Below are 21720 nucleotides of genomic sequence, written 5' to 3' on the forward strand. Positions count from 1 at the left end.
GATTTGGCCCCTAAACATCCGAGGAGACCCATGTCCAATTACAAAGTTGGAGACCACGTCAGTTGGAACTCGGAGGCGGGCCACGTGAGTGGCACCATCAGCAAGGTCCACACTCGCGATTTCGACTACAAGGGTCATACCCATCGCGCCGCCCAGGACGATCCCCAGTACGAGATCAAGAGCGACAAAACCGATCATGTCGCCGCGCACAAAGGCAGCGCGTTGCACAAGTTGAAAGATTGACGAAGCGCCGCCGATGAGTGGCATGGCCTGTTCAGCTGGGTGCTATGCTGATTGTCTGTTCCAGCACTGCCAATGGCGGACGTGGAATTTGCAATGGGCATGGGCGCAGTCAAAGGACGAGGTCCGGACATGGGCGAGTTATCCAGCGACGAGTACGCTTTATTCGCGTCCCTCGCGCGCACCCGCCGTGTGGAAGCTGGCACCTCGTTGTTCCGTCGTGGCGACCTGGGTACCACGATGTATGTCATCGCCAGCGGTCTGGTCGAGCTGGATTTCGGCGACGACCTGATTGCGAAGTGCTTCGGTCCGCGCGAGTTTTTTGGCGAGCTTGGACTGTTGATCGGCGATCACGCTCGCAGTGCTGATGCCAATATCGTCACCGGTGGGGAGCTGTTGGAGTTGCGCCACGAGGAGTTCCAGCGACTGGTCGACACCAGTCCGAAGCTGATCTCCTATTTCCTGCGGCGTGCGATCACGCGTGTCGTGTTCAACGAGCGGGAGTTGATTCGACGCTTGCGTCGTCGCAACCAGGACTTGCAGACGGCGATGGACCGTTTGCGGGCGACCAGCCAGCAACTCAGCCAGGCCGAAGCCCTGGTTCACAGCGACGAATTGACTGGCTTGTACAACCGGCGAGGGCTGTTGCAACACCTGGAAGAACGGCGCAACGGGCAGGCTACCAGTGGCCTTGGCCTGGTGTTGTTCGATTGCGATCGATTCAAGCAGGTCAACGACGATCATGGGCATCTTGCCGGCGACCGGGTGCTGCAGGCCGTGGCGAATATCCTTCGTTCGGTCACCGGTCCGGCGGACGTTGCCTGCCGGTTGGGAGGTGATGAGTTCTGCCTGTTGGTCAAGGCCGATACCCGCCGGGACGTGCTGCGCTACGCGAACTTCGTGCTCGGCACGGTGCAGGGGCTGATGAAGGTCTCGCAGGGCCAGTCACTGGTTTGCGCGCTCAGCGCCGGAGCCTGCCTGGTGGCTCCCGATGGCGAATGGAACGACTGGTACACCGATGCCGATGCCGCGTTGTATCGCGCCAAACGACTGGGCGGCGACCGGGTGGAGTGGCAAGAAGCATCCCCGGTCCAGTCGCAACCAGAGCCTGCCAGATGATCTCTGATCCGGCCTCGTCAGCCCCGGCTGCGTCCAGTGGCGCACCGAGGCTGTGCACGATCCTGCTGACCGACCTGGTCGATTCGACAGCCTGGGTCGAGCGACTGGGTGATGGCGCCGCGGCCGACCTGTTCCGTGCCCACGACCGCTTGACGCTGGAACTGTTGCAGCAATGGTCAGGTCGCCTGATCGATCGTTCCGACGGCTTGCTGTTGCTGTTCGAAAGACCGATCGACGGGCTCGCCTTTGCGCTCGATTACAACCGCGGATTGGCCCGACTGGGCACTTCACATGCCGTCGTACTGGAGGCTCGCACCGGCCTGCATGTTGGCGAAGTGTTGAGCTGGCGCAATAGCGATGAAGCGGTATCGATGGGTGCCAAGCCGGTCGAAGTCGAAGGGCTGGCCAAGCCCATGGCGGCACGGTTGATGACGATGGCCCGGCCTGGACAGATCCTGTTGTCGGCCACCGCCGAGTCATTGACCCACCGTGCAGCGCGCGAACTGGGGGAGCGTGGGAAGCGCCTGTCCTGGCAGTCGCACGGGCGCTGGCGGTTCAAGGGGGTGTCAAAATCCCAGGAGGTGTTCGAGGTAGGTGAGGCGGGATTGGCGCCATTGCGGTCGCCATGCGGCAGCGCCAAGGCCTGGCGGGACGTCGCCTTGTGGCGCAGGCCGGCAGCATTGGTGGCCGAGGCGGCAATGGTCCTCGCGCTGGGTGTAGGGCTGTGGGTGATGGCCAAGCCGCAACCGGCCATTGCCTTCAACGAGCGCGACTGGGTGGTGTTGGCCGACCTGCGCAACTTGACTGATCAACCGCTGCTCGACGCGTCGCTTGAGCAGGCGTTCCGGATCAGCCTGGAGCAGTCCCGCCACGTCAACGTACTCAGTGACCTCAAGACGCAAGCCACCTTGGCGCGGATGCAGCAAAAGCCCGGTACCGAGCTCGACCGCGCGCTCGCCTCCGAGATTGCCATTCGTGATGGTGCCCGTGCCGTGATCCTGCCCACGGTGGCCGAAGTTGGTGGCCGCGTGCGGGTCAGCGCCGAGGTGATCGACCCTCACAGCCAGACCACGGTGTATGCCGAATACGCCGACGGCAAGGGAGCGTTGTCCGCACTGGAGTCGATCGACCAGGTGACCGCCAAGTTGCGTGAACGCCTTGGCGAAGCCCTTGAGGGAGTGCGGCGCGATTCAATGCCGCTGCCGGAAGTGACGACCGGCAACCTCGATGCGCTCCGAACCTATGCACTGGCCAAGAAGGCAACCGCGGAGCAGCGCTGGGAGGATGCCAAACACCTTTACCAGCATGCAATCGAGCTTGATGACGGATTCGCGTTGGCCTACATGGGGCTGGTGCAACTGCATTGGTCATCGATTGATTACAAGGCGGCATTGCCCTACCTGGACAAGGCGCTGTCCCTGCGCGCCGCGCTGCCACCGCGCGACCGCCTGTCTCTGGATGCATGGAAGGCCGAGACAGCCAGTACCGGCACGCCACTGGAGGAGTGGCGCATGTTGGCATCGCTGTATCCGGATTATTTTGCCGGTGCGTCGAATGCTTCCTGGTACCTGCTGGAAGCCAATCGGTTCAAGGATGCACTTCCGTATGCGGAAGCGGCCGCAGTGCCGCAGGATCCGTTGCGTGCATATCCGATCCGGCATATCGGACACATACGGCTCGCACTGGGCGATCCGGCGGCCGCGCTCGAGCAGTACCGCCTTGCGGACAAGCTCGGGAACGGTCAGCCCACCCGGCATTCTGCGGCCGCGCTGGCAGCAATGGGCCGATACGACGAGGCCTGGCAGATCCTGGACGTCCTGAAACCCCGCGAAGGCGACCCGTCCAGTTTCTACATGAACCTGGATCGGGTATCGGTCGCGCTCGACCAGCAGCACTTCGAGGTTGCGCGCAAGAAAGCCGCCGAGGCGATGGCTGCCACCGCTCAGCTGGATGAATTCCATCGGCACAATTTTGAATTGATCGCCCAATCGGCTGCGTTGGCAGACAAGCCCGGTGACGTGTCCGTCCCGAGTCTGAGGCGGGTTGCACGCGCGGCCGAGGCGAGGCTGCAGGACGTGAATTCACCCGCGCGCCAAGGCGACGCCTTCCGATTGTTGATGGCGGCCTACCTGGCCCAGCGAAGTGGTGACAGCGCGCTTTCCGGGGAAGTCCTGCAACGCTCCGCAGCGGCGATCACCGCGTTGGACGACCTCAATACCAGCAAGCTGCTGGTTATCGTGCAGGCGACCCAACTGCGCCTTAAGGGAGATCACGATGCTGCGATCGCCTTGCTGGAGCCACAGATTGACGGATTCGAGCTGCTGCAGGCGCATTCGGCATTGCTCGCAGCCTACGAGGCCGCGGGAAATGATCAGCAGGCGCGGCAGCAAACGCGATGGCTGGCTGCCCACCTGGGCCGTGCCTACGCGGAAATCGGACATAGCCAGCTGTTTCAGCCGATCAATGTCGCCGATGTCCGGCAGGCCCTCAGTGACGGCAATTGATCGAAGCTTAGGGCCCTGACGGGCTTTCGTGGCGTCGATGCTGCCGGATTATTTGCTGCGAAGAAACGATGAGACCTTGCCTGCCTCGAAACAAAAAATCACGGTCAGTGGACCTGCTGCCGTGAGGTGCGATTTGAGTGCTTCGCGGGATTCGGCAACCTCGTGTTTCGAGGCCAGGTGGTCGACCTGGGTACAGCGCAAGGGCGACGCCCCGGCGGGCAGGAAGTAGCCGGCCTGGTTCAGCGCTTTCTCCGCGTCCTGCTTGAAGAGGGCGCGAAATTCATCGTCGGTGCTCAGTAGTTCGAGAAGCTTGTCGGCGACGCTGGGATCCATCGGCGGGTGCCCTGATCCATCGTGCAGGTTAGTCATGGTTCCCCCTTTCCTGAAAGTTGCTGCTGGCGGCCGACCTGAGGTCCTGGCGCGCTGTGGACGGTTCGTATGGAACCGGATTCATAACATACTCGGTGAATCTTGGATCCGGATGATTGCCGGGGGGGCAGGTGCATGCGGGTGCGTCGCTGCGCGGTGCTGTTTTTTGAGTTGCGGGAGGACACCAGCTTCAGCCTGGCGTCGCTGCTGACGGGGGGCGCGGGACTAAGTCGCGTGTCGCGTTGGCTGGCACTGGCGCCCCATCTGGATCACGAGGTCGAGGTGGATGCTGTGCAACGCGAATTGCTCGGCAGCCTGAGTCCTGTCGAGTGGGTGGATGCCGACACCTTGTCGGACCATGCGCCCGGGGCTCTCGACCGTTTGCTGCGTGAGGGGTTGGTGGTTGCCGATGAGCAGCACACAGTGCACTGGGAGCGTGATGATGTGCTTCGCGCCTCGTACTGGTGGCCCCTGGCCGCGCTCATCCATCGGCAGAGTCGTTGGCACGGGATTGATGGCGTGCGGGCCATGCAGGACAACGACCTGGTGACCGCGGATAAATTGCGCCAACGATTTGGTGCGCCTCCCGCGGAAGTGGGCGAGCAAGCCTGTATCGCACCACGCCTGTTTCTGCCGCGTGCCGCGGGGAGCGATTTCGACGATCTGCTTGCGCGCCGGACCACCTGTCGAAATTTCGATGCCGACCGGCCTTTGCCGGAGGCCCTGTTCGCGCGGATGCTGCAACGCGTGTTCTCCGCGCAGGCGCAGGTGCGGGTCAGTCACGACACGGCGTTCCTCAAGAAGACCAGTCCCTCCGGCGGTGGCCTGCACCCGACCGAGGCGTATCTGATCGTGCAGGACGTGGAAGGTATCTCGCCCGGGCTATACCACTACCACCCGGTCGATCACGCATTGGAGCCGTTGCCGGCGCCCGCGCTGCCGTTGGCGGAATTCGCAAAACTGGCCTTGGCCGGGCAGCACTGGTTCGCCAATGCGCCGGTGCTGGTGGTGCTGACGCCACGTTTTGGCCGCAGCTTCTGGAAGTACCGCCACCACGCCAAGGCCTACCGGGCGCTGGTGCTCGACAGCGGGCACCTGTCGCAGACCCTCTACCTGTCGGCAACCGAGTTGGGCTTGGGGGCATTCGTGACCTCGGCAATCAACGAGGTCGACATCGAGCGTGGCTTCGGTCTCGACCCATTGCTGGAAGGACCGCTGGCGATCTGCGGCTTTGGCTGGCGCGCCGGAACCATGGAGACTGCGGAGTTCGATCCGGCCCATGAGGTATGGCAGACGGAATAACATGCGACGCGCCGACGCAGTCTTGACCGCTGTGGAATACGCGCGTAAACACTTCCAATTGGTGTGTCTTTAAGGGAGGGTATTCATGCAAGCCAAAGGTGTAATTGTGTTGCTCTTTTCCGGTCTTCTACTGGCCGGGTCGGTTGTCCACGCGGGGCAGGTGAGTGCGCCGGCCGACGCTGCAGCCGTGGCGAAGGACGTGGCAGTAACCAACGCGGACGATGACGGTGACCGGATGGTCTGCGAATACGAGAAGAGAATCGGCAGCAACATGAAGACCCGCATCTGCAAAACCGCGCGGGTGCGGGAACGCGAACGCGAGTTATCGCGAGGCGCCATGGAAGGTCGTTCCATCTGTGCGGACTGCGGCGGCGACTGAGCTGGTTTCCTAGGCGGCCTGGTTAGCCTGGCCGCGGTCCATTCTCCGGTAACCAATCGCTTCGCTCAGGTGCGGGGTGCGGATGTGCGGACTGTCGGCAAGGTCGGCGATGGTCCGGGCGACCCGCAAGATCCGGTGCATCGAGCGTGCCGATAGCTGGAGCGCATCGATGGCGCGCTCCAGCAAACCGTGATCGGCGTTGGACAGTCGGCAGGTCGCGGCGGTTTCCGGCTGGCTGAGTTGCGCGTTGGCTTTCCCGGCACGATCGGATTGCAGGCTTCGCGCATGCAGGACGCGCTCGCGCACCTGTTGGCTTGGCTCGCCGTCGGGAGCGTCCGGACGCAGCGCCGATGTCGGCAACCTCGGAACCTCCACGTGCAAATCGATCCGGTCCAGCAACGGGCCGGAGATGCGTGCGCGATAGCGCAACACCGTGTCGGGGCTGCAACGGCAGCGACCGCTGGGATCGCCGGCCCAGCCACAGGGGCACGGATTCATCGCCGCCACCAGCTGGAACCGGGCCGGGAATTCGCAGCTGCGCGCGGCCCGCGAAATCGTGACCACGCCCGACTCCAGCGGCTCACGCAGTACCTCCAGCGCGTGCCGCCCCCATTCGGGCAGTTCGTCGAGGAAAAGCACGCCGTTGTGGGCCAGGGAAATCTCACCGGGTCGGGGCTCGGCGCCGCCACCTACCAGCGCCACCGCACTGGCGGTGTGGTGGGGCGCGCGAAACGGACGCTCGCGCCATCGTGACGGATCCAGTCCGCGACCACTGATGGAGGCAATCGCGGCCGAGTCCAGGGCTTCGTCCTGGGTCGCGTCCGGAAGCAGGCCGGTCAACCGCGATGCCAACAAGGTCTTGCCGCATCCCGGCGGGCCGACCAGGAGCAGGTGATGGCCGCCGGCGGCAGCGACTTCCAGTGCGCGCCGCGCATGGGTTTGCCCGCGAACGTCGCTGAGGTCGGGGCCGCGAGTGCGCGAGGTGGGCATCGCGATCGCCGATGGCAGCGACTTGGTTCCGCTCATCATCGCGCACACCTCCAGCAAGGTACGCGCGGTGCGCACTTCGACCTGGCTGGCCAGTGCCGCCTCGGCGCCATTGCCAAGCGGGACGATCAACTTGCGTCCGGCACTGCCGACTGCCAATGCTGCCGGCAGGACACCGTCGATGGCACGCAACTCGCCGGTCAGCCCCAGTTCCCCGAGAAACTCATATTCGGCCAGCGCCTCAAGCGGGATCTGGCCGCTGGCGGCGAGAATGCCAAGGGCGATAGGCAAGTCGAAGCGACCGCCGCACTTGGGCAGGTCGGCCGGTGCCAGGTTGACGGTGATCCGACGCGTCGGAAACTCGAGTTGCGCGCACTGGATTGCCGCGCGAACCCGATCCTTGGCTTCGCGCACGGCAGCTTCGGGCAAGCCAACGATCGACATCGACGGCAGGCCGCCACCGAGGTGGACCTCCACACGGACCGCAGGCGCACGCACCCCCGATCGCGCACGACTGTGCACGAGTGCCAAGTTCATCGGGATGACTCAGTGGCGCGGCTGGGCGGGAGTATCAAACGACGGCGCTGCACCGCCGGAACCGCGCTCTACCTGCGCCTCCAGGTCGGAAACCGTGCGTTGCAGTTGCTTGAGCTTCTCGCGGGTACGCAGCAACACCGCGCGCTGCACCTCGAACTCCTCGCGGGTGACAAGGTCGAGCTTGGACAGGCCGGTCTGCAGCACCGATTTGATGTTTTGCTGCAGTTCCTCACGGCTCTCGCGCACGCTTTCCGGGACCAGGCCGCTAAGGCGGCGGGCGAGTTCGTCGATGTGGTTCAGATCGATCATGGTGGGCTCCTGCAACAATGTTCCCAGCCTCGCCTGCCGGTCGGTTCGGCGCCATCAGCCGGCGCCGCGGTCAGGGGTCAGATTAGTCTGACCCCTGATGGCCCGACCCCGCGGAGCCGCTACTCTAACCCAGGCGACGGAACGCTCGCGTTATCCTCGTCGACAATCGTACCCAAGCCCCGGAGACAGTGGATGAAAATGGTGATGGCGGTGATCAAGCCGTTCAAGCTCGACGATGTCCGCGAGGCATTGGCAGAGGCCGGCGTGGCCGGGATCACGGCCACCGAGGTCAAGGGATTCGGTCGCCAGAAAGGTCATACCGAGCTGTATCGCGGGGCCGAGTACGTGGTCGACTTCCTTCCCAAGATCAAGCTGGAGGTCGCGATCACCGACGACCAGGCCGACACCGTGGTGGAGGCGATCATGAAGGCCGCCGGCACCGGCAAGATCGGCGATGGCAAGATTTTCGTCTGGGACCTGGACCGGGTTGTCCGGATCCGTACCGGCGAGTTGGACGGCGACGCGCTGTAGGCAGGCCGGGGTTACTCGCCCAGTGCCGCGGCAACGAAGGGCGGCAGGGTTGAGGCGCCTTTGTGGATGTCGGCGCTGTAATAGTGGCTGTCGAAGGATTTGGCGCGCGCGTCGGCCTCGCGGAAGTCGAAACCACAGGACTTCCTTGCCAATGTGCAACTCCACCAGCCAGTGGGGTAGCACGGCTGCGGGAACGGCAGGGTCTGGAACGACGTAAAGCCGGCCTTTCCCATCTCCGCGCGCATCGCCTTGATCAGGTCCAACAGCACCAGCGGCGACTCGGATTGCTGCACCAGGATGCCGTCGTCCTTCAAGGCGCGAAAGCATGAATCGAAGAACGACTTGTTGAACAGGCCCTCGGCCGGACCGACCGGATCGGTCGAGTCGACGATCACGATATCGAGGCTGCCGGGCGCACAGTTTTTCATGTACGCGATGCCGTCATCAAACAGCAGTTGCGCGCGCGGATCGGCATTGGACTCGCACAGCTCGGGGAAGTACTTCTCCGACATCCGGGTGACCTGCTCGTCGATGTCGCACTGCACCGCGCGCTCCACGCCGGGGTGCTTGAGCACCTCGCGCAGGGTGCCGCAGTCGCCACCGCCGATGATCACCACCTGCTTCGGGTCGGCATGGGTGAACAGCGCCGGGTGCGACATCATCTCGTGGTACAGGAAGTTGTCGCGCGTGGTCAGCATCACAGCGCCGTCGATCAGCATCAGGTTGCCCCAGTCGGTCGTCTCGAAGATCTCGATCTTCTGGAATGGCGACTGCACCTCGTCCAGCTTCTTGTTGATGCGGAAACCGATTGCCGAGCCTGACGGCTCGAAGTTCTCGTAGTGCCAGGAGGGGTTGGGGGCCATTGCGGTTCGTCCAGTATTCGGGGAGGCCGCCACCGGGCAGTCCCGCCCGGGGCCGCCATTTGGTGGGGTCGAAATTAAACCCCAATTGTAGCGAACCATCCGCTGCGCTTTCGTGATGGATCGTTGTGCGACGGCCCATGATCAGCGGTCGGTGCCTGATGACGGCAGGGTAAACCGGCTTCCGTTGTGACGCCCACGGGGCACCGGGACGATAGAATGCCAATCCCCCACACTGCTGGTAGCAAACCGATGTCCCACTGGTCGATGGATCAGGCCCGCAAAGCCTATTCGATTCCGCATTGGAGCGAGGGGTATTACGACGTCGACAAGGCCGGCCGGGTCACGGTGCTGCCGACGGGTGCCGGTGGTCCGGCGGTCGCGCTGCCCGAGGTCGTCGATCAGGCTCGCGCCGAGGGCGCCCGGTTGCCGCTGCTGGTGCGGTTCCCGGACATCCTGGGCGACCGGCTGAGCAAGCTGCAGGGCGCGTTTGTGCAGGCGATGGCGGAGGCGGACTATGCCGGTGGCTACACCGCGGTGTACCCGATCAAGGTCAACCAGCACGAAGGCGTCGCCGGCACCCTGGCCTCGCACCATGGCGAGGGTTTCGGGCTGGAGGCGGGTAGCAAGCCGGAGCTGATGGCGGTGCTGGCGCTGAGCCGGCCGGGCGGGCTGATCGTCTGCAACGGCTACAAGGATCGCGAGTACATCCGCCTGGCCCTGATCGGCCGCAAGCTGGGGATGGAGACCTTCATCGTCATCGAGAAGCCGTCCGAGCTGTCGCTGGTGATGGAAGAGTCGAAGGCGCTGGGCGTAACACCGGGCTTGGGCGTGCGCATGCGGCTGGCCAGCCTGGGCGCGGGCAAGTGGCAGAACAGCGGCGGCGACAAGGCCAAGTTCGGCCTGTCCCCGCGCCAGGTGCTGGACCTGTGGAAGCGGCTGCGCGAGGCCGACATGACCGATTGCCTGGGCCTGCTTCACTTCCACATGGGTTCGCAGATCTCCAACGTGCGCGACATCGCCAGTGGCATGCGTGAGGCCACGCGCTATCTGATCGAGTTGTCGAAACTGGGTGCGAACGTGCGCTATATGGACGTCGGCGGCGGCCTGGGGATCGACTACGAGGGCACCCGTTCGCGCAGCTACTACTCGATCAACTACGGCATGCAGCAGTACGCCAGCAACATCGTGCAGCCGCTGGCCGATGCCTGCGCCGAGCACGGCCTCACGCCGCCGCGGATCGTCACCGAATGCGGCCGCGCGATGACCGCGCACCACGCGGTGCTGGTGGCCAACGTGTCCGAGGTGGAGCCAGCGCCCGAGGGCCGCGTGCCGGACTTGCACGACGACGAGCCGGCGGTGATCCGCCACCTGCGCGGGATCCATGCGGAGCTGGACGCGCGCCCGGCGGTAGAGCTGTTCCACGAAGCGGTGCATTTCCACAGCGAAGGTCTGACCGCGTACGCGCTGGGCCAGATCGACCTGACCCACCGCGCGCGCATCGACGACCTGTTCTACCTGATCGCCCACGGCGTGCGCGACCGCCTCAATGCCGGCGAGAAGAGCCACCAGGCGGTGCTGGACGAGCTCAACCAGCGGCTGGTCGACAAGTACTTCGTCAATTTCAGCGTGTTCGAGTCGATGCCTGACGTGTGGGCAATCCAGCAGGTGTTCCCGATCATGCCGATCGAGCGGCTGGACGAGGCGCCGCAGCGCCGCGGCGTGATCGCCGACCTGACCTGCGATTCCGACGGCCGCATCGACACCTATGTCGGCAACGAGACGCTGGACACCTCGATGCCGATCCATTCGCTCAATCCCGGCGAGAGCTACCGGCTGGGCTTCTTCCTGGTAGGCGCCTACCAGGAGATCCTCGGCGACATCCACAACCTGTTTGGCGACACCGATGCGGTCGAGGTGCGGGTGGACGGCGCGGCTGACGGCGGCTACCGGCTGGCCCAGCAACGTCGTGGCGACACCACCGACGTGATGCTGGACTACGTCGGCTACAAGGTGGACGACTTGCGTGCGAACTACCGGCAGAAGGTCGCTGCCGCCAACCTGCCCGCGGATGAGGCCGACCAATTGAATGCGACGCTGGAAGCGGGCCTGACCGGCTACACCTATCTCGACGACGCGCCTTTGGCATGAGGAATTGCATGAAAACCGGATTTATTGGCCTCGGCGCGATGGGCGCACCGATGGCGCGCTACCTGCACTCACGCGGCCTGCTGATCGCCGTGGGCAACCGCACCCAGGCGAAGGCCGATGCGCTGGCCGCCGAACTGGGTATCCGTGCCGCACGCTCGGCCGACAACTTCGCCGATTGCGACGTGGTCACGCTGTGCGTGTCGCTGGACGCCGACGTGTTGGAAAACGTCAACGCACTGGCGCAAGTGCTCAGGCCTGGTTCGGTGGTGGTCGATCATTCCACCGTGTCGGTGCAGACGGCGCGGCGGTCAGCTGCCACCTTGCAGGCGCAGGGGATTGGCTTTATCGACGCGCCGGTGTCGGGCGGTGTTGAAGGTGCGCGCAACGGCAAGTTGTCGGTCATGGTGGGCGGCACGGAGGCCGACTTCCAGACGGTGCAACCGGTGCTGCAGGCCTACGCCAGCCGGATCAGCCACATGGGCGATACCGGTGCCGGACAGGCGACCAAGGCCGTCAACCAGGTGCTGGTGGCCGGCATCAACGAAGCGGTCTGCGAGGGGCTGGCGTTGAGCGAGAAACTCGGCCTGGATCCCGAGCGCCTGCTGCCGACCCTGATGGCGGGCGCGGCCGGCAACTGGTTCCTCGACAAGCGCGGCGCGACCATGCTGCGCGGGGAGTTTGCCCCAGGTTTCAAGAGCGCGCACATGCTCAAGGATCTGCGCATCGTGCGCGATATCGCACGCGAGGCAGGAGTCCGCCTGCCGACGCTGGAACTGGCGTTGGCCGACTACACCACCCTGGCCGAACGCGGACACGGGGATGCCGATACATCGGTATTGATAAAGCTCAAGCGCGGCGACTGACCGCGCCCGGCGGCGGTGCGGGGTCTACTTGACCTTGATCGCCATGGCCGGCAATCCGCTGTTGCCCAACTTGCGCTTGGCATCCGCCAGGTCGCCGGCGGAGTCGTAGGGGCCCATGCGCACGCGATAAATCGTCTGGCCATTGATCTGGGCCGGCTCGACTCTTGCGCTCAAGCCAACCATGGCGATGCGTGCCTTGAGCTCTTCCGCCTGGCTCGCCCCTTGGAAGGCGCCGGCCTGCAGCAAATAGCGGACGCCATCGGCGACGGCGGTCGCGGTGGTCGGCTTGGGTGCGGCGACTGAAGCGGTGTCGCGGTCGGGCTGGCTTGCGGACGACGGCGTCGCGGGAGCCGTCGTCGCGGGTTGGGGCGTCGGATCAACCGGGGTTGGCAACGCGAGGTCGGCGGCGTCGGGATTGGCGGAGACGACGACCTGGGCAGGTTGCTCTCCGCGCAGCAGTGCGGCGGCGCGTGCGGCTTCGGCACGCTCCGTGGCGGCCAGTTCGGCATCGCTGACGGCCACTTCCTTGCCCGGCAACAGGGTATAGAAATCGTACTTGGGGCCAGCGTCGTTGACGGCGGGTTCCCCATCGGCGCCTGACTGTGCCGGAGCGGCCTCATCGCCGCCACTGACAACCGGTGCCGGACGGGCGTCCGGGTTGGGTTGGGGACGGAAGAAGCCATCGCCATCCGACTTCAACAGTTTGGGCGCGAGCGCGATTGCCGCGATGGTCAATACGATGCCCAGTACCATCCATGCCCAACCCGGCAAGCCGTTGTTGCCCTGGTTGCGCCGCGCCTGTGTCTTGCCACGTCGTGCTGCCACCTACATTACCTCCGGGGCGTTGATGCCCAACAAGCCAAGTCCATTGGCCAATACTTGCCGCGTTGCCATTGCCAGCACCAGCCGAGCGTTGCGCTGGTCGGCATCGTCGACCAGGAACTGGTGGCCGTTGTAATACGACTGGAAGGTTTGCGCCAACTCCAGCAGGTAGATGGCCAACTGGTGCGGTTCCAGATCCTGACCGGCGCTGTCGACCACGTCGGGATAGCGCAGTACGGTCACCACCAACTCGTGGGTGGCGGCGTCATCCAGGTTCAGCGGCAGCGCCAGTCCGGCCTCGCGGTCGAACGACAACCCGCGCTCGTCCAGCTGGCGCATCAGCCCGCACATCCGCGCATGCGCCACCTGCACGTAGTACACCGGGTTGTCGAGTGACTGGCTGCGTGCCAGGTCGATGTCGAAGGTCAGCTGCGAGTCGGGCTTGCGCGCGACCAGGAACCAGCGGGTAGCGTCGCGGCCCGCCTCGTCGACCAGCTCGCGCAGGGTCAGGTAACTGCCGGCGCGCTTGGACAGCTTTACCTCTTCGCCGCCACGCATCACCGTCACCATCTGGTGCAGGACATACTCCGGCCAGTCCTGCGGGATGGCCAGATCCAGCGCCTGCAGCCCGGCACGCACACGCGACAGCGAGCCGTGGTGGTCTGCGCCCAGCTCGGTGATGGCGCGCTCATAGCCTCGTTGCCACTTGCTCAAGTGGTAGGCGACGTCCGGCACGAAATAGGTGTAGCTGCCGTCGGACTTGCGCATCACGCGGTCCTTGTCGTCGCCAAAATCGGTGCTGCGCAGCCACAGCGCACCGCCTTCCTCATAGGTGTGGCCGTTGGCGGTCAAGGCGGCGACGGTCTCGGCGACCTTGCCGTCGGAGTACAGCGAGCTCTCCAGGAAGTACACGTCGAAGCTGACGCCGTAGGCCTGCAGGTCGTCGTTTTGCTCACGGCGCAACCACGCAACCGCGAAGCTGCGGATCGCGGCGAGGTCGTCGGGGTCGGTCGCGGCGGTGATGGTCTGGCCGTCCAGTTCCACGCCGGCGCCATCCAGGTAAGCACGTGCCACGTCGGCGATGTAGTCGCCGCGGTAGCCATTTTCGGGCCAGTCGGTGTCGTCCGGCTGGATGCCACGCGCTCGCGCCTGGACCGACAAGGCCAGGTTTTCGATCTGCACGCCGGCATCGTTGTAGTAGTACTCGTGGGCGACATCCCAGCCGTTGGCATCCAGCACCCGGGCAATGCAATCGCCGATCACCGCCGCGCGGCCATGACCGACGTGCAGCGGGCCGGTCGGATTGGCCGACACATACTCCACTCCGGCGTGGTGGCCGTTGCCGGAATCGTTGCGGCCATAGGCCTGGCCGCGGTGGAACACCTCGCCGAGCTGGCGACGCCAGGCCGCCTCGTCGAGGTGGAAGTTGATGAATCCGGGGCCGGCGATTTCGACTTTGGCAATGTCGGCGCTGGCCGGCAGTGCCTCCACGATCGCTTGTGCGATCGCGCGCGGATTGGCTCTGGCCGGTTTGGCCAGCAACATCGCCGCGTTGGTCGAGAAATCACCCTGCGCGCGCGTCTTCGGGCGTTCGATCACGAAGTCGGGTGTTTCCAGATCGGCCGGAAGGCTGCCGGCGGAACGCATCGCTTCGATGGCTTGGATGACCAGGGCGCGGAGGGTGGTTTTCACGAAAACTCTGGAAAGGCGGCAGAACCGGTCATTTTACCCGGAATTGAGCGTGTCGTCGGCGCGTTGCCGACGTTCACCCGTATCCCATCACTGCCCTGCCGTCAGACCCAGCCGCGCGCCGCCAGCGATACCGGCGGGCCGTCGGCAATCACGAAGTGATCCAGCAGCCGTAGGTCGACCAGCGCCAGTGCCTGTTTGAGGCGGGCGGTCACCGCGCGGTCGGCGGCGCTGGGCTCGGGATTCCCGCTGGGGTGGTTATGGCCGACGATCACCGCCGCGGCGTTGTGGGCCAGCGCCCGCCGTACCACTTCGCGCGGGTGTACCTCGGCGCCGTCGATCGTGCCCCGGAACAACTCTTCGAAGGCGATCGCCCGATGCCGGGTATCCAGGAACAGGGCAGCGAATACTTCATGCGGCAACCCACGCAGGCGCTGGGCGAAGTAGCGACCGGCTGCCTGCGGGTCACTGAGCGCAATGCCGCGCTCCAGTTCCGCCGACAGGTGCCGGTGACCCAGCTCCAATGCTGCCGCCAGCATGCACGCGCGCGCCGGACCCAACCCGGGAAGCTTTGCCAGTTCCGCCGGTGCGCGCTCCAGCAAGGCGCGTAGTGGCCCATGCGCGGTCAACAGTTCGCGCGCCGTGGTCACCGCGTCGCGTCCGCGCAGGCCGGAGCCAAGGAAGATCGCCAGCAGCTCCGCGTCGGACAACACCCCGACACCGCGCGCCAGCAGTTTCTCCCGTGGGCGCTCGGAGGCGGGCCAATCTCGTATATGCATGGGTGGCCTCGAAGGCTGGAAAAGTGAAGCGGGGACGGAACACTGGGACGAAGCCACTGGGACGAACCAGGTCCACAACCCAGGCGTCCGGCGGATTGGGGGATCGCGCCGGGCATTTTTCCGTCCCCGCTTCGGGGCGCATTCACCGTGCCGCATTGTCCCGGTGCCTGACATCGGAACCGCCCTTCGCGTCGGGTAAGCTAAGCCTTGGCCCCACGGTAGGAATTTCCCCAACGTGTCAGCGCTCCAAGGACAAAAGATCCTGCTGTGCGTGTGCGGCGGTATTGCCGCGTACAAGGCGGCGGAACTGGTCCGCCGGCTCGGTGCCTCCGGCGCGCAGGTGCAGGTGGCGATGACCGACAATGCCCGGCGGTTTGTTGGCGCAGCCACTTTTCAGGCGCTTTCGGGCCGTCCCGTGCGCACGTCGTTGTGGGATGAGGCCGCCGAAGCGGCGATGGGTCATATCGAGCTGGCGCGCTGGCCCGACCGGATCCTCATCGCACCGGCCACCGCCAACATCATCGCCAAGCTGGCCCATGGATTTGCCGACGACCTGGTCAGTACCCTGTGCCTGGCAACCGATGCGCCGCTGGCGATCGCACCGGCCATGAACCGGCTGATGTGGGCGAACGCGGCGACCCGGGCCAACGTCGAAACCCTGCGCGAACGCTCGGTGATGGTTCTGGGCCCCGGCGCGGGTGACCAGGCTTGCGGCGAGGTGGGCGAAGGTCGCTTGCTGGAGCCCGATGAAATCGTCGCCGAGCTGGCCCGGGCCTCAGCGTGAAGCCCGGGACGCTGGTGGGGCGTCATGTCGTGGTGAGCGCAGGTCCCACCTATGAGGACATCGATCCGGTGCGCTTCCTGGGCAACCGCAGTAGCGGAAAGATGGGTTTTGCGATCGCCGCCGCCGCCGCTCGTCGTGGTGCCCAGGTCACCCTGGTCGCCGGGCCGGTGGCGCTGCCAACCCCGGCCCAGGTCACCCGGGTGGACGTCCGCTCGGCGGCGCAAATGCACGCTGCGGTGATGCAGGCCTTGCCGGCGCAGGTGTATGTCGCCGCCGCCGCCGTCGCCGACTTCACCCCCGCGCACGTCGCCACGGCAAAGATCAAGAAGCAAGCCGGCGGTGAAGGATTGACCCTGCAGTTGGTACGAACCCGGGACATCCTGGCCGACCTGGCGGGGAGTCCATTGCGGCCCCGCCTGCTGGTCGGTTTCGCGGCAGAGACTGATGATGTCGAGCGCCATGCACGCGCCAAGTTGGTCGACAAGCAGCTGGACCTGATCGCTGCCAACCGGGTCGGTGTACCCGGCTCGGGTTTCGCGGCGGACGAGAACACCCTGGTCGTTTACGGCGCCGGCTTTGAGTGCCCGTTGGGCACCGCATCCAAGCACGAACTGGCCGAACGCCTGCTGGACCTGGTCGTCAGGCAGTTGCCGGCGATACCCACCCAGACATCCCGGAATATCTGATGCACCACACTCTCGAACTGAAGATCCTCGATCCAAGATTTGGCGATTGCTGGCCACTGCCCGAATACGCCACCCCCGCCAGCGCCGGTCTGGATCTGCGCGCGGCGCTTGACGACGCGCTCACCCTGTTGCCGGGCGCTACGGCGCTGGTCGCTTCGGGCCTGGCTATCCACATTGGCGACCCCGGATTGTGCGCGGTGATCCTGCCCCGCTCCGGGCTGGGCCACAAACACGGCATAGTGCTGGGCAACGGCACCGGTCTGGTCGATGCCGATTATCAGGGGCCGTTGATGATCAGCGTCTGGAATCGGGGTGATCAGCCCTTTACGATCGCGCCTGGGGATCGCATCGCCCAGTTGGTGGTGCTGCCGGTGGTGCGGGCGCAGTTGCAGGTGGTGGATGAATTCGCAACGCATGAATCCGGGGACAGCGTCCGTGGAACCGGTGGCTTTGGCCACACCGGCGTCCGCTAGGCGCACTCAAGTGGTACTGAAGGGGAAGTCATGGTCGATATGAAATTTACCCGGCCCCAGCTGTCGCTGGAGCCGCTCAAGCCGTTCTTGCCGCTGATGGCCGGGGTCTGCGCGCTGCTGGCGCTGTGGTTTGCCTGGAGTGGCTGGCAGCAGCATGGCGACGCCAACCGCCGGATGGCGCTGGAACAATCGCGCGACACGGCGGTGCAGGCGACAGCGGCCACGCTGGCGGCCGAGCGGGAGCGCTTCGCCCAGCGCTTGGCCGACCCGGTGCTGGCGGCCGCCGTAGCAACCGGCCAACTCGATCACGCGGCCGAGTTACTGATCAAGGACTGGCCCGGCGCCAGCGACGCGGCGCTGGTAAAGCCGGCGTTTGATTCCGGCTACGCCGCCCTGCCGAAAGGGGGCTACGGCCGCCTGGCGGTGCTGGAGTCGGCATTGGCGGAGAACCAGCCGGTCAATGCTGTCATTCGTGGCGATGGCAAGAACCGGCTGGCGCTGGCGGCGCCGGTAAACCGCGGCAGCGAGCCGGTTGCCGTGGCTTTGGTCTACCTGCCACTGGAGCGGCTCACCGCGCCGTTGGCGGCGGTATCGGTGGCCAATGACACCTACCTGGCGCTGCGCCAGGGCAACTACAACATTGTTGAACGCGGTGACCTGGGTCTGGCCGGCGGTGCCGAGGTTCTGGCGGTCAAGGTACCGGGCAACGATCTGCGCATCGCCGCCGCCGCCCCGCGCGTTGCCGCTGCGCCATTTGGCCTGGGCCCGCTGGGTTGCGGCATCCTCGCCGGCTTGCTGGCGTTGCTGGGTGTGTTGTGCTGGCGCGGGCCGGCGATAGTGGCGCGGCGCCAGGCGGCTGGAAATGACGAGCAGGACGATTCCGGGGAGTCGGCGCTGACCCTGGCCGAATCGATGGGAGAAAGCGCTTCCCCGGCTACCGATGCCGCCACGGCAACGACAACGACTACGACTGCTGGCAGTGCTTCCACTCCGGTTGCACTGGATCGGGGCATTTTCCGGGCCTATGACATCCGCGGCGTTGTCGGCCAGAGCCTTGACCTGGGTGTGGCCGAGCTGATTGGCCATGCCATTGGCTCGTTGATGCACGACAAGAATCTGGAAGAAATCGTGGTGGGCCGTGATGGGCGCTTGTCCGGCCCCGACATGGTCACCGGGTTGATCGCGGGGTTGCGCAGGGCGGGCCGCAATGTGATCGACATCGGTCTGGCACCCACGCCACTGGTTTATTTTGGTGCCTATCACCTGAAGACCGGCTCCTGCGTCTCGGTCACCGGCAGCCACAACCCGCCGGACTACAACGGCTTCAAGATTGTGGTCGGCGAGGAGACCTTGTCGGGTGAGGCGATCACTGACCTGTATGCGCGCATTGCCGAGGACCGGCTGCACGTCGCGCCGGTCGAAGGCGGCCTGGAACAGCGCACCATCGATGATGACTATGTCCGGCGGGTCGCCTCCGACATCCAGCTTGATCGCGCGCTGAAGGTGGTGGTCGACGCCGGCAATGGCGTCGCCGGCGAACTCGGGCCGAAGGTGCTCACGGCGATCGGAGCCGAGGTGGTGCCGTTGTACTGCGAGATCGACGGCACCTTCCCCAACCATCATCCAGATCCCAGCGAGCCGCAGAACCTGGCCGACCTGGTGCAGATGGTCGAGCGGCTGGATGCCGACCTGGGCATCGCCTTCGATGGCGATGGCGACCGGCTGGGAGTGGTCACCCGCGACGGCCACAACATCTTCCCCGACCGGTTGTTGATGCTGTTCGCCGCCGACGTGCTGGAGCGCAACCCGGGCGCACAGATCATCTTCGATGTGAAGTGCACCGGCCGACTGCCCGGCTACATCCTGCGCCACGGCGGCAGCCCGCTGATGTGGAAGACCGGCCATTCGCTGATCAAGGCCAAGATGCGCGAGACCCAGGCCGAGCTGGCCGGCGAGATGAGCGGTCACTTCTTCTTCAAGGAGCGCTGGTACGGCTTTGACGACGGCATTTATGCGGCTGCCCGCCTGCTGGAAATCCTGGGTGGACAAGCTGACCGTCCCAGCGACGTGCTCGATGCATTGCCCGATGGCGTTGCCACGGCCGAGATCAAGGTCGCCGCGCCGAACGACGACCCGCACGCGTTCGTCGATCAGTTCATTGCCAGTACCAGTTTCGATGCCGCGAGGTTGACCACTATTGATGGCCTGCGGGTGGACTGGCCCGACGGATGGGGGCTGGTGCGCGCCTCCAACACCACGCCGGTGCTGGTGATGCGGTTCGATGCCGACAGCCAGGCGGCGATGGCCCGGATCAAGGGCATCTTCCGGGAGAAGCTATTGGCGGTTGACCAAGACCTCGAGCTGCCCTTCTGATCCGGCAGCGTCCGCTGGCTTCAGTTCGCGATAACGGGCCAGTGCGGCGCTGAGCTCTTCGTCGATCGTGCCGAGCTCAAGTTGCCGTGCCTCCAGCAACTGCTGGTGTCCGCGCAGCGCCTGGTGCTGGCTCAGGATGTTGCCAGCCAGCGTTTTGGCGACAGGCTTTTCCGCCAGTTCCGCCTGTCCTGCCCGCTGCAACAGGTTCAGCAGGCTCCGCCGCGTGCTCTTTATCCCGATCCGGGAGGTCTCGATGTTCGACTCGATCACCTCGATGCGGTTCTTGAAGTTCTGCTCCAACTCCACTTCCGTGGCGAACGACGCCACCATGGCGTTTTCCTGGCGGGCCTGCGAGGCGTTGACGCGCGCTGCCTCCTTGCCAAGCAAGGCTTGCGCCCGGGCGACCTTGAGTTCCGCCTCGGTCGGGGCACGTTGCACCTGCTTGGTCGCCATGCCGCTGACGCTGAACTCGGTGCGCGCGTTGTCGACCGCGCTGGCGGGCAGCGCGTCGCCACAGACCTTGCCGGTTTCGGCCTGCCAGCAATAGATCTTCTTGGCTTCCGTTTTCTGGGCCAGCGCCGGCGCGGCCGCCAACAGCAGGCCGACGGCGAGTGCCTGGACGATCGATCGTGGCGGAAGATTGTTCATGTCGGTGCATCTACCTGTCGCTATCACTTACAGATAACGCAAGAGTCGGGCCAAGCCACGCGCCCCGCAGCTCAGTCGTCCGTGCTGCCGCCGTAGCGTGCGCGATAGGCCAACAGGCGCTCGCGCTGGTCGCCCAGCGCCCCCGAGTCGGACACCAAGGCGAGAAGGTCATCCAGGCTGGCCACCGCGACAACCGGGAGGCCGTGCTCCACAGTGACAGTTTGTGCCGCCGAGCGTCGGCTGTGCGCCGGATCCACGGCTTCCTGCCGGTCTAGTGCGATCACGATCCCGACCGCCGTACCGCCGGCGCGGTCGATAATGCCCAGCGCTTCACGGATTGCGGTTCCGGCGGTGATCACGTCATCGATCACCAGCACCCGTCGGCCTTCCAGTGAAGCGCCGATCAGGCTGCCGCCTTCGCCGTGGGCCTTGGGCTCCTTGCGGTTGAAGGCCACCGGCAAGTCACGCCCGCGAAGGGCGTATTCACAGGCCACCGCCGTTGCCAGCGGAATGCCCTTGTACGCCGGCCCGAAGATCAGGTCGAAGTCGATCCCCGCCGCATCGATGGCGTCGGCGTAGCAGCCGGCCAACGTGGCCATCGAGGCGCCGGAATCAAACCGCCCGGCATTGAAGAAGTACGGACTGACGCGACCGGATTTCAGCGTGAACTCACCGAAGCGCAGCGCGTCTACGCGCAACCCCAGTTGCAGGAATCGGGTGCGGTGGTCGGTCATGGTCAGCGGGGTCCAGGCAGGGAGGGTGGATCGGTGGCGAGTTCGTCCAAATGACACAGCATCAGCCGTTGAGGTCCCGCGGGGCCACCGGGATAGAGCTCGCCGGTGTCACGAAACCCGGCGCGGGCATACGCGGCGAGGGCGACACTATTGTCGCAGTTCACCGTCAACGCCAACAGCCGACGCTGCGGATAGCGCCGCAATGCATCGGCGCAGCACGCCCGGATGGCGCGTATACCCAACCCCCGGCCCTGATGCTGGCGATCAATCACGAACGCTCGCAAGCCCAGGTGTGGCTGGTCGAGGCGACGACCGGTGACGGCGTGCGGCGCGCGATCGAGTCGATAAAAGCCGACCAGCTGGCCCGCGTGCAGGATCGCCATTGCATCGCTGAGCCGGTCACGCTGCGCATCGGCCAGGTTGAAGGCGATGTCACCGACAAACGCCGATTGCCCCGGGGCGACCCGCAGGCTTCGTATCGCGGTGACGTGCGTGGCGTCGGCCACCACCACCTGGATGTCGGCCGGCTCGTGCATGCAACCGATGATAAGACACCCGTTGGCCTTCACCGCCGGGACGTG

20 protein-coding genes and 1 pseudogene are annotated in these 21720 nt (G+C 65.3%); 11 read left to right on the forward strand and 10 right to left on the reverse strand.

Annotated features, from left to right (window positions below; translation table 11 throughout):
* Nucleotides 1-30 precede the first annotated feature (30 nt).
* From ACW5DN_RS11965 to ACW5DN_RS11975, 3 genes are all read left to right on the forward strand, one after another.
* A complete protein-coding gene (locus ACW5DN_RS11965; RefSeq protein ID WP_456962876.1) occupies nucleotides 31-243 on the forward strand; it encodes a DUF2945 domain-containing protein in 213 nt (70 codons plus the stop codon).
* Between the two features lie 129 nt (nucleotides 244-372).
* The gene (locus ACW5DN_RS11970) at nucleotides 373-1359 is read left to right on the forward strand and encodes a GGDEF domain-containing protein (protein ID WP_456962877.1); all 987 of its coding nucleotides are present in this window, start codon (nucleotides 373-375) and stop codon (nucleotides 1357-1359) included.
* Nucleotides 1356-3863 (forward strand): putative peptide modification system cyclase, encoded by a 2508-nt coding sequence (locus tag ACW5DN_RS11975; protein WP_456962878.1) that lies wholly within the window; start codon nucleotides 1356-1358, stop codon nucleotides 3861-3863. Before ACW5DN_RS11970 ends, ACW5DN_RS11975 begins: the two co-directional genes overlap by 4 nt.
* Before the next feature lie 48 nt (nucleotides 3864-3911).
* Here the strand turns inward: ACW5DN_RS11975 and ACW5DN_RS11980 are convergent, their stop codons facing one another.
* Complete coding sequence (locus ACW5DN_RS11980; protein ID WP_456962879.1) at nucleotides 3912-4232, reverse strand: NHLP-related RiPP peptide; 321 nt, start codon at nucleotides 4230-4232, stop codon at nucleotides 3912-3914.
* A gap of 135 nt (nucleotides 4233-4367) precedes the next feature.
* On the opposite strand from ACW5DN_RS11980, the gene ACW5DN_RS11985 reads away from it, so the two are divergent.
* The gene (locus ACW5DN_RS11985; RefSeq protein ID WP_456962880.1) at nucleotides 4368-5534 is read left to right on the forward strand and encodes a putative peptide maturation dehydrogenase; all 1167 of its coding nucleotides are present in this window, start codon (nucleotides 4368-4370) and stop codon (nucleotides 5532-5534) included.
* Between the two features lie 85 nt (nucleotides 5535-5619).
* Nucleotides 5620-5913: a hypothetical protein gene (locus tag ACW5DN_RS11990; RefSeq protein ID WP_456962881.1), complete on the forward strand. Its 294-nt coding sequence runs from the start codon at nucleotides 5620-5622 to the stop codon at nucleotides 5911-5913.
* Between the two features lie 9 nt (nucleotides 5914-5922).
* Here ACW5DN_RS11990 and ACW5DN_RS11995 read toward each other — a convergent pair whose 3' ends face one another.
* Nucleotides 5923-7437, reverse strand: a complete 1515-nt coding sequence (locus tag ACW5DN_RS11995) for a YifB family Mg chelatase-like AAA ATPase (protein WP_456962882.1) — start codon at nucleotides 7435-7437, stop codon at nucleotides 5923-5925.
* Between the two features lie 9 nt (nucleotides 7438-7446).
* Nucleotides 7447-7746, reverse strand: a complete 300-nt coding sequence (gene ubiK, locus ACW5DN_RS12000) for a ubiquinone biosynthesis accessory factor UbiK (protein WP_456962883.1) — start codon at nucleotides 7744-7746, stop codon at nucleotides 7447-7449.
* A gap of 192 nt (nucleotides 7747-7938) precedes the next feature.
* On the opposite strand from ubiK, the gene ACW5DN_RS12005 reads away from it, so the two are divergent.
* The gene (locus ACW5DN_RS12005; protein ID WP_456962884.1) at nucleotides 7939-8277 is read left to right on the forward strand and encodes a P-II family nitrogen regulator; all 339 of its coding nucleotides are present in this window, start codon (nucleotides 7939-7941) and stop codon (nucleotides 8275-8277) included.
* Nucleotides 8278-8288: 11 nt separating this feature from the next.
* Here the strand turns inward: ACW5DN_RS12005 and speE are convergent, their stop codons facing one another.
* On the reverse strand, nucleotides 8289-9140 hold the full coding sequence (gene speE / locus ACW5DN_RS12010; RefSeq protein WP_456962885.1) for a polyamine aminopropyltransferase: 852 nt from the start codon (nucleotides 9138-9140) through the stop codon (nucleotides 8289-8291).
* Between the two features lie 249 nt (nucleotides 9141-9389).
* Between speE and speA the strand changes: the two genes are divergently transcribed.
* Both speA and ACW5DN_RS12020 read left to right on the forward strand, forming a co-directional pair.
* The gene (speA, locus tag ACW5DN_RS12015) at nucleotides 9390-11288 is read left to right on the forward strand and encodes an arginine decarboxylase (RefSeq protein WP_456962886.1); all 1899 of its coding nucleotides are present in this window, start codon (nucleotides 9390-9392) and stop codon (nucleotides 11286-11288) included.
* 8 nt (nucleotides 11289-11296) lie between these two features.
* Nucleotides 11297-12151: an NAD(P)-dependent oxidoreductase gene (locus ACW5DN_RS12020; protein WP_456962887.1), complete on the forward strand. Its 855-nt coding sequence runs from the start codon at nucleotides 11297-11299 to the stop codon at nucleotides 12149-12151.
* A gap of 24 nt (nucleotides 12152-12175) precedes the next feature.
* Here the strand turns inward: ACW5DN_RS12020 and ACW5DN_RS12025 are convergent, their stop codons facing one another.
* From ACW5DN_RS12025 to radC, 3 genes are all read right to left on the reverse strand, one after another.
* Entirely contained in the window at nucleotides 12176-12976 is an 801-nt protein-coding gene (locus tag ACW5DN_RS12025) for an SPOR domain-containing protein (RefSeq protein ID WP_456962888.1), read from the reverse strand.
* Complete coding sequence (argS, locus tag ACW5DN_RS12030) at nucleotides 12977-14665, reverse strand: arginine--tRNA ligase (RefSeq protein WP_456962889.1); 1689 nt, start codon at nucleotides 14663-14665, stop codon at nucleotides 12977-12979.
* Between the two features lie 101 nt (nucleotides 14666-14766).
* The gene (gene radC / locus ACW5DN_RS12035; protein ID WP_456962890.1) at nucleotides 14767-15441 is read right to left on the reverse strand and encodes a RadC family protein; all 675 of its coding nucleotides are present in this window, start codon (nucleotides 15439-15441) and stop codon (nucleotides 14767-14769) included.
* Nucleotides 15442-15676: 235 nt separating this feature from the next.
* On the opposite strand from radC, the pseudogene coaBC reads away from it, so the two are divergent.
* The 3 genes and pseudogenes from coaBC to ACW5DN_RS12050 all read left to right on the forward strand — a co-directional run bounded on the left by coaBC (nucleotide 15677) and on the right by ACW5DN_RS12050 (nucleotide 19757).
* A pseudogene (gene coaBC, locus ACW5DN_RS12040) lies at nucleotides 15677-16911 on the forward strand (bifunctional phosphopantothenoylcysteine decarboxylase/phosphopantothenate--cysteine ligase CoaBC).
* Entirely contained in the window at nucleotides 16911-17384 is a 474-nt protein-coding gene (gene dut, locus ACW5DN_RS12045) for a dUTP diphosphatase (RefSeq protein ID WP_456962891.1), read from the forward strand. The pseudogene coaBC and the gene dut overlap by 1 nt, the downstream one beginning before the upstream one ends.
* Before the next feature lie 39 nt (nucleotides 17385-17423).
* Entirely contained in the window at nucleotides 17424-19757 is a 2334-nt protein-coding gene (locus ACW5DN_RS12050) for a phosphomannomutase/phosphoglucomutase (protein WP_456963065.1), read from the forward strand.
* Here ACW5DN_RS12050 and ACW5DN_RS12055 read toward each other — a convergent pair.
* The 3 genes from ACW5DN_RS12055 to ACW5DN_RS12065 all read right to left on the reverse strand — a co-directional run bounded on the left by ACW5DN_RS12055 (nucleotide 19719) and on the right by ACW5DN_RS12065 (nucleotide 21675).
* Nucleotides 19719-20405: a hypothetical protein gene (locus tag ACW5DN_RS12055; RefSeq protein ID WP_456962892.1), complete on the reverse strand. Its 687-nt coding sequence runs from the start codon at nucleotides 20403-20405 to the stop codon at nucleotides 19719-19721. The genes ACW5DN_RS12050 and ACW5DN_RS12055 overlap by 39 nt on opposite strands.
* A gap of 71 nt (nucleotides 20406-20476) precedes the next feature.
* Nucleotides 20477-21139, reverse strand: coding sequence for an orotate phosphoribosyltransferase (gene pyrE / locus ACW5DN_RS12060; RefSeq protein WP_456962893.1), 663 nt, complete (start codon nucleotides 21137-21139; stop codon nucleotides 20477-20479).
* A gap of 2 nt (nucleotides 21140-21141) precedes the next feature.
* Nucleotides 21142-21675, reverse strand: a complete 534-nt coding sequence (locus tag ACW5DN_RS12065) for a GNAT family N-acetyltransferase (protein WP_456962894.1) — start codon at nucleotides 21673-21675, stop codon at nucleotides 21142-21144.
* Nucleotides 21676-21720: the final 45 nt, after the last annotated feature.

It is taken from the genome of Lysobacter sp. A289 (assembly GCF_054072675.1).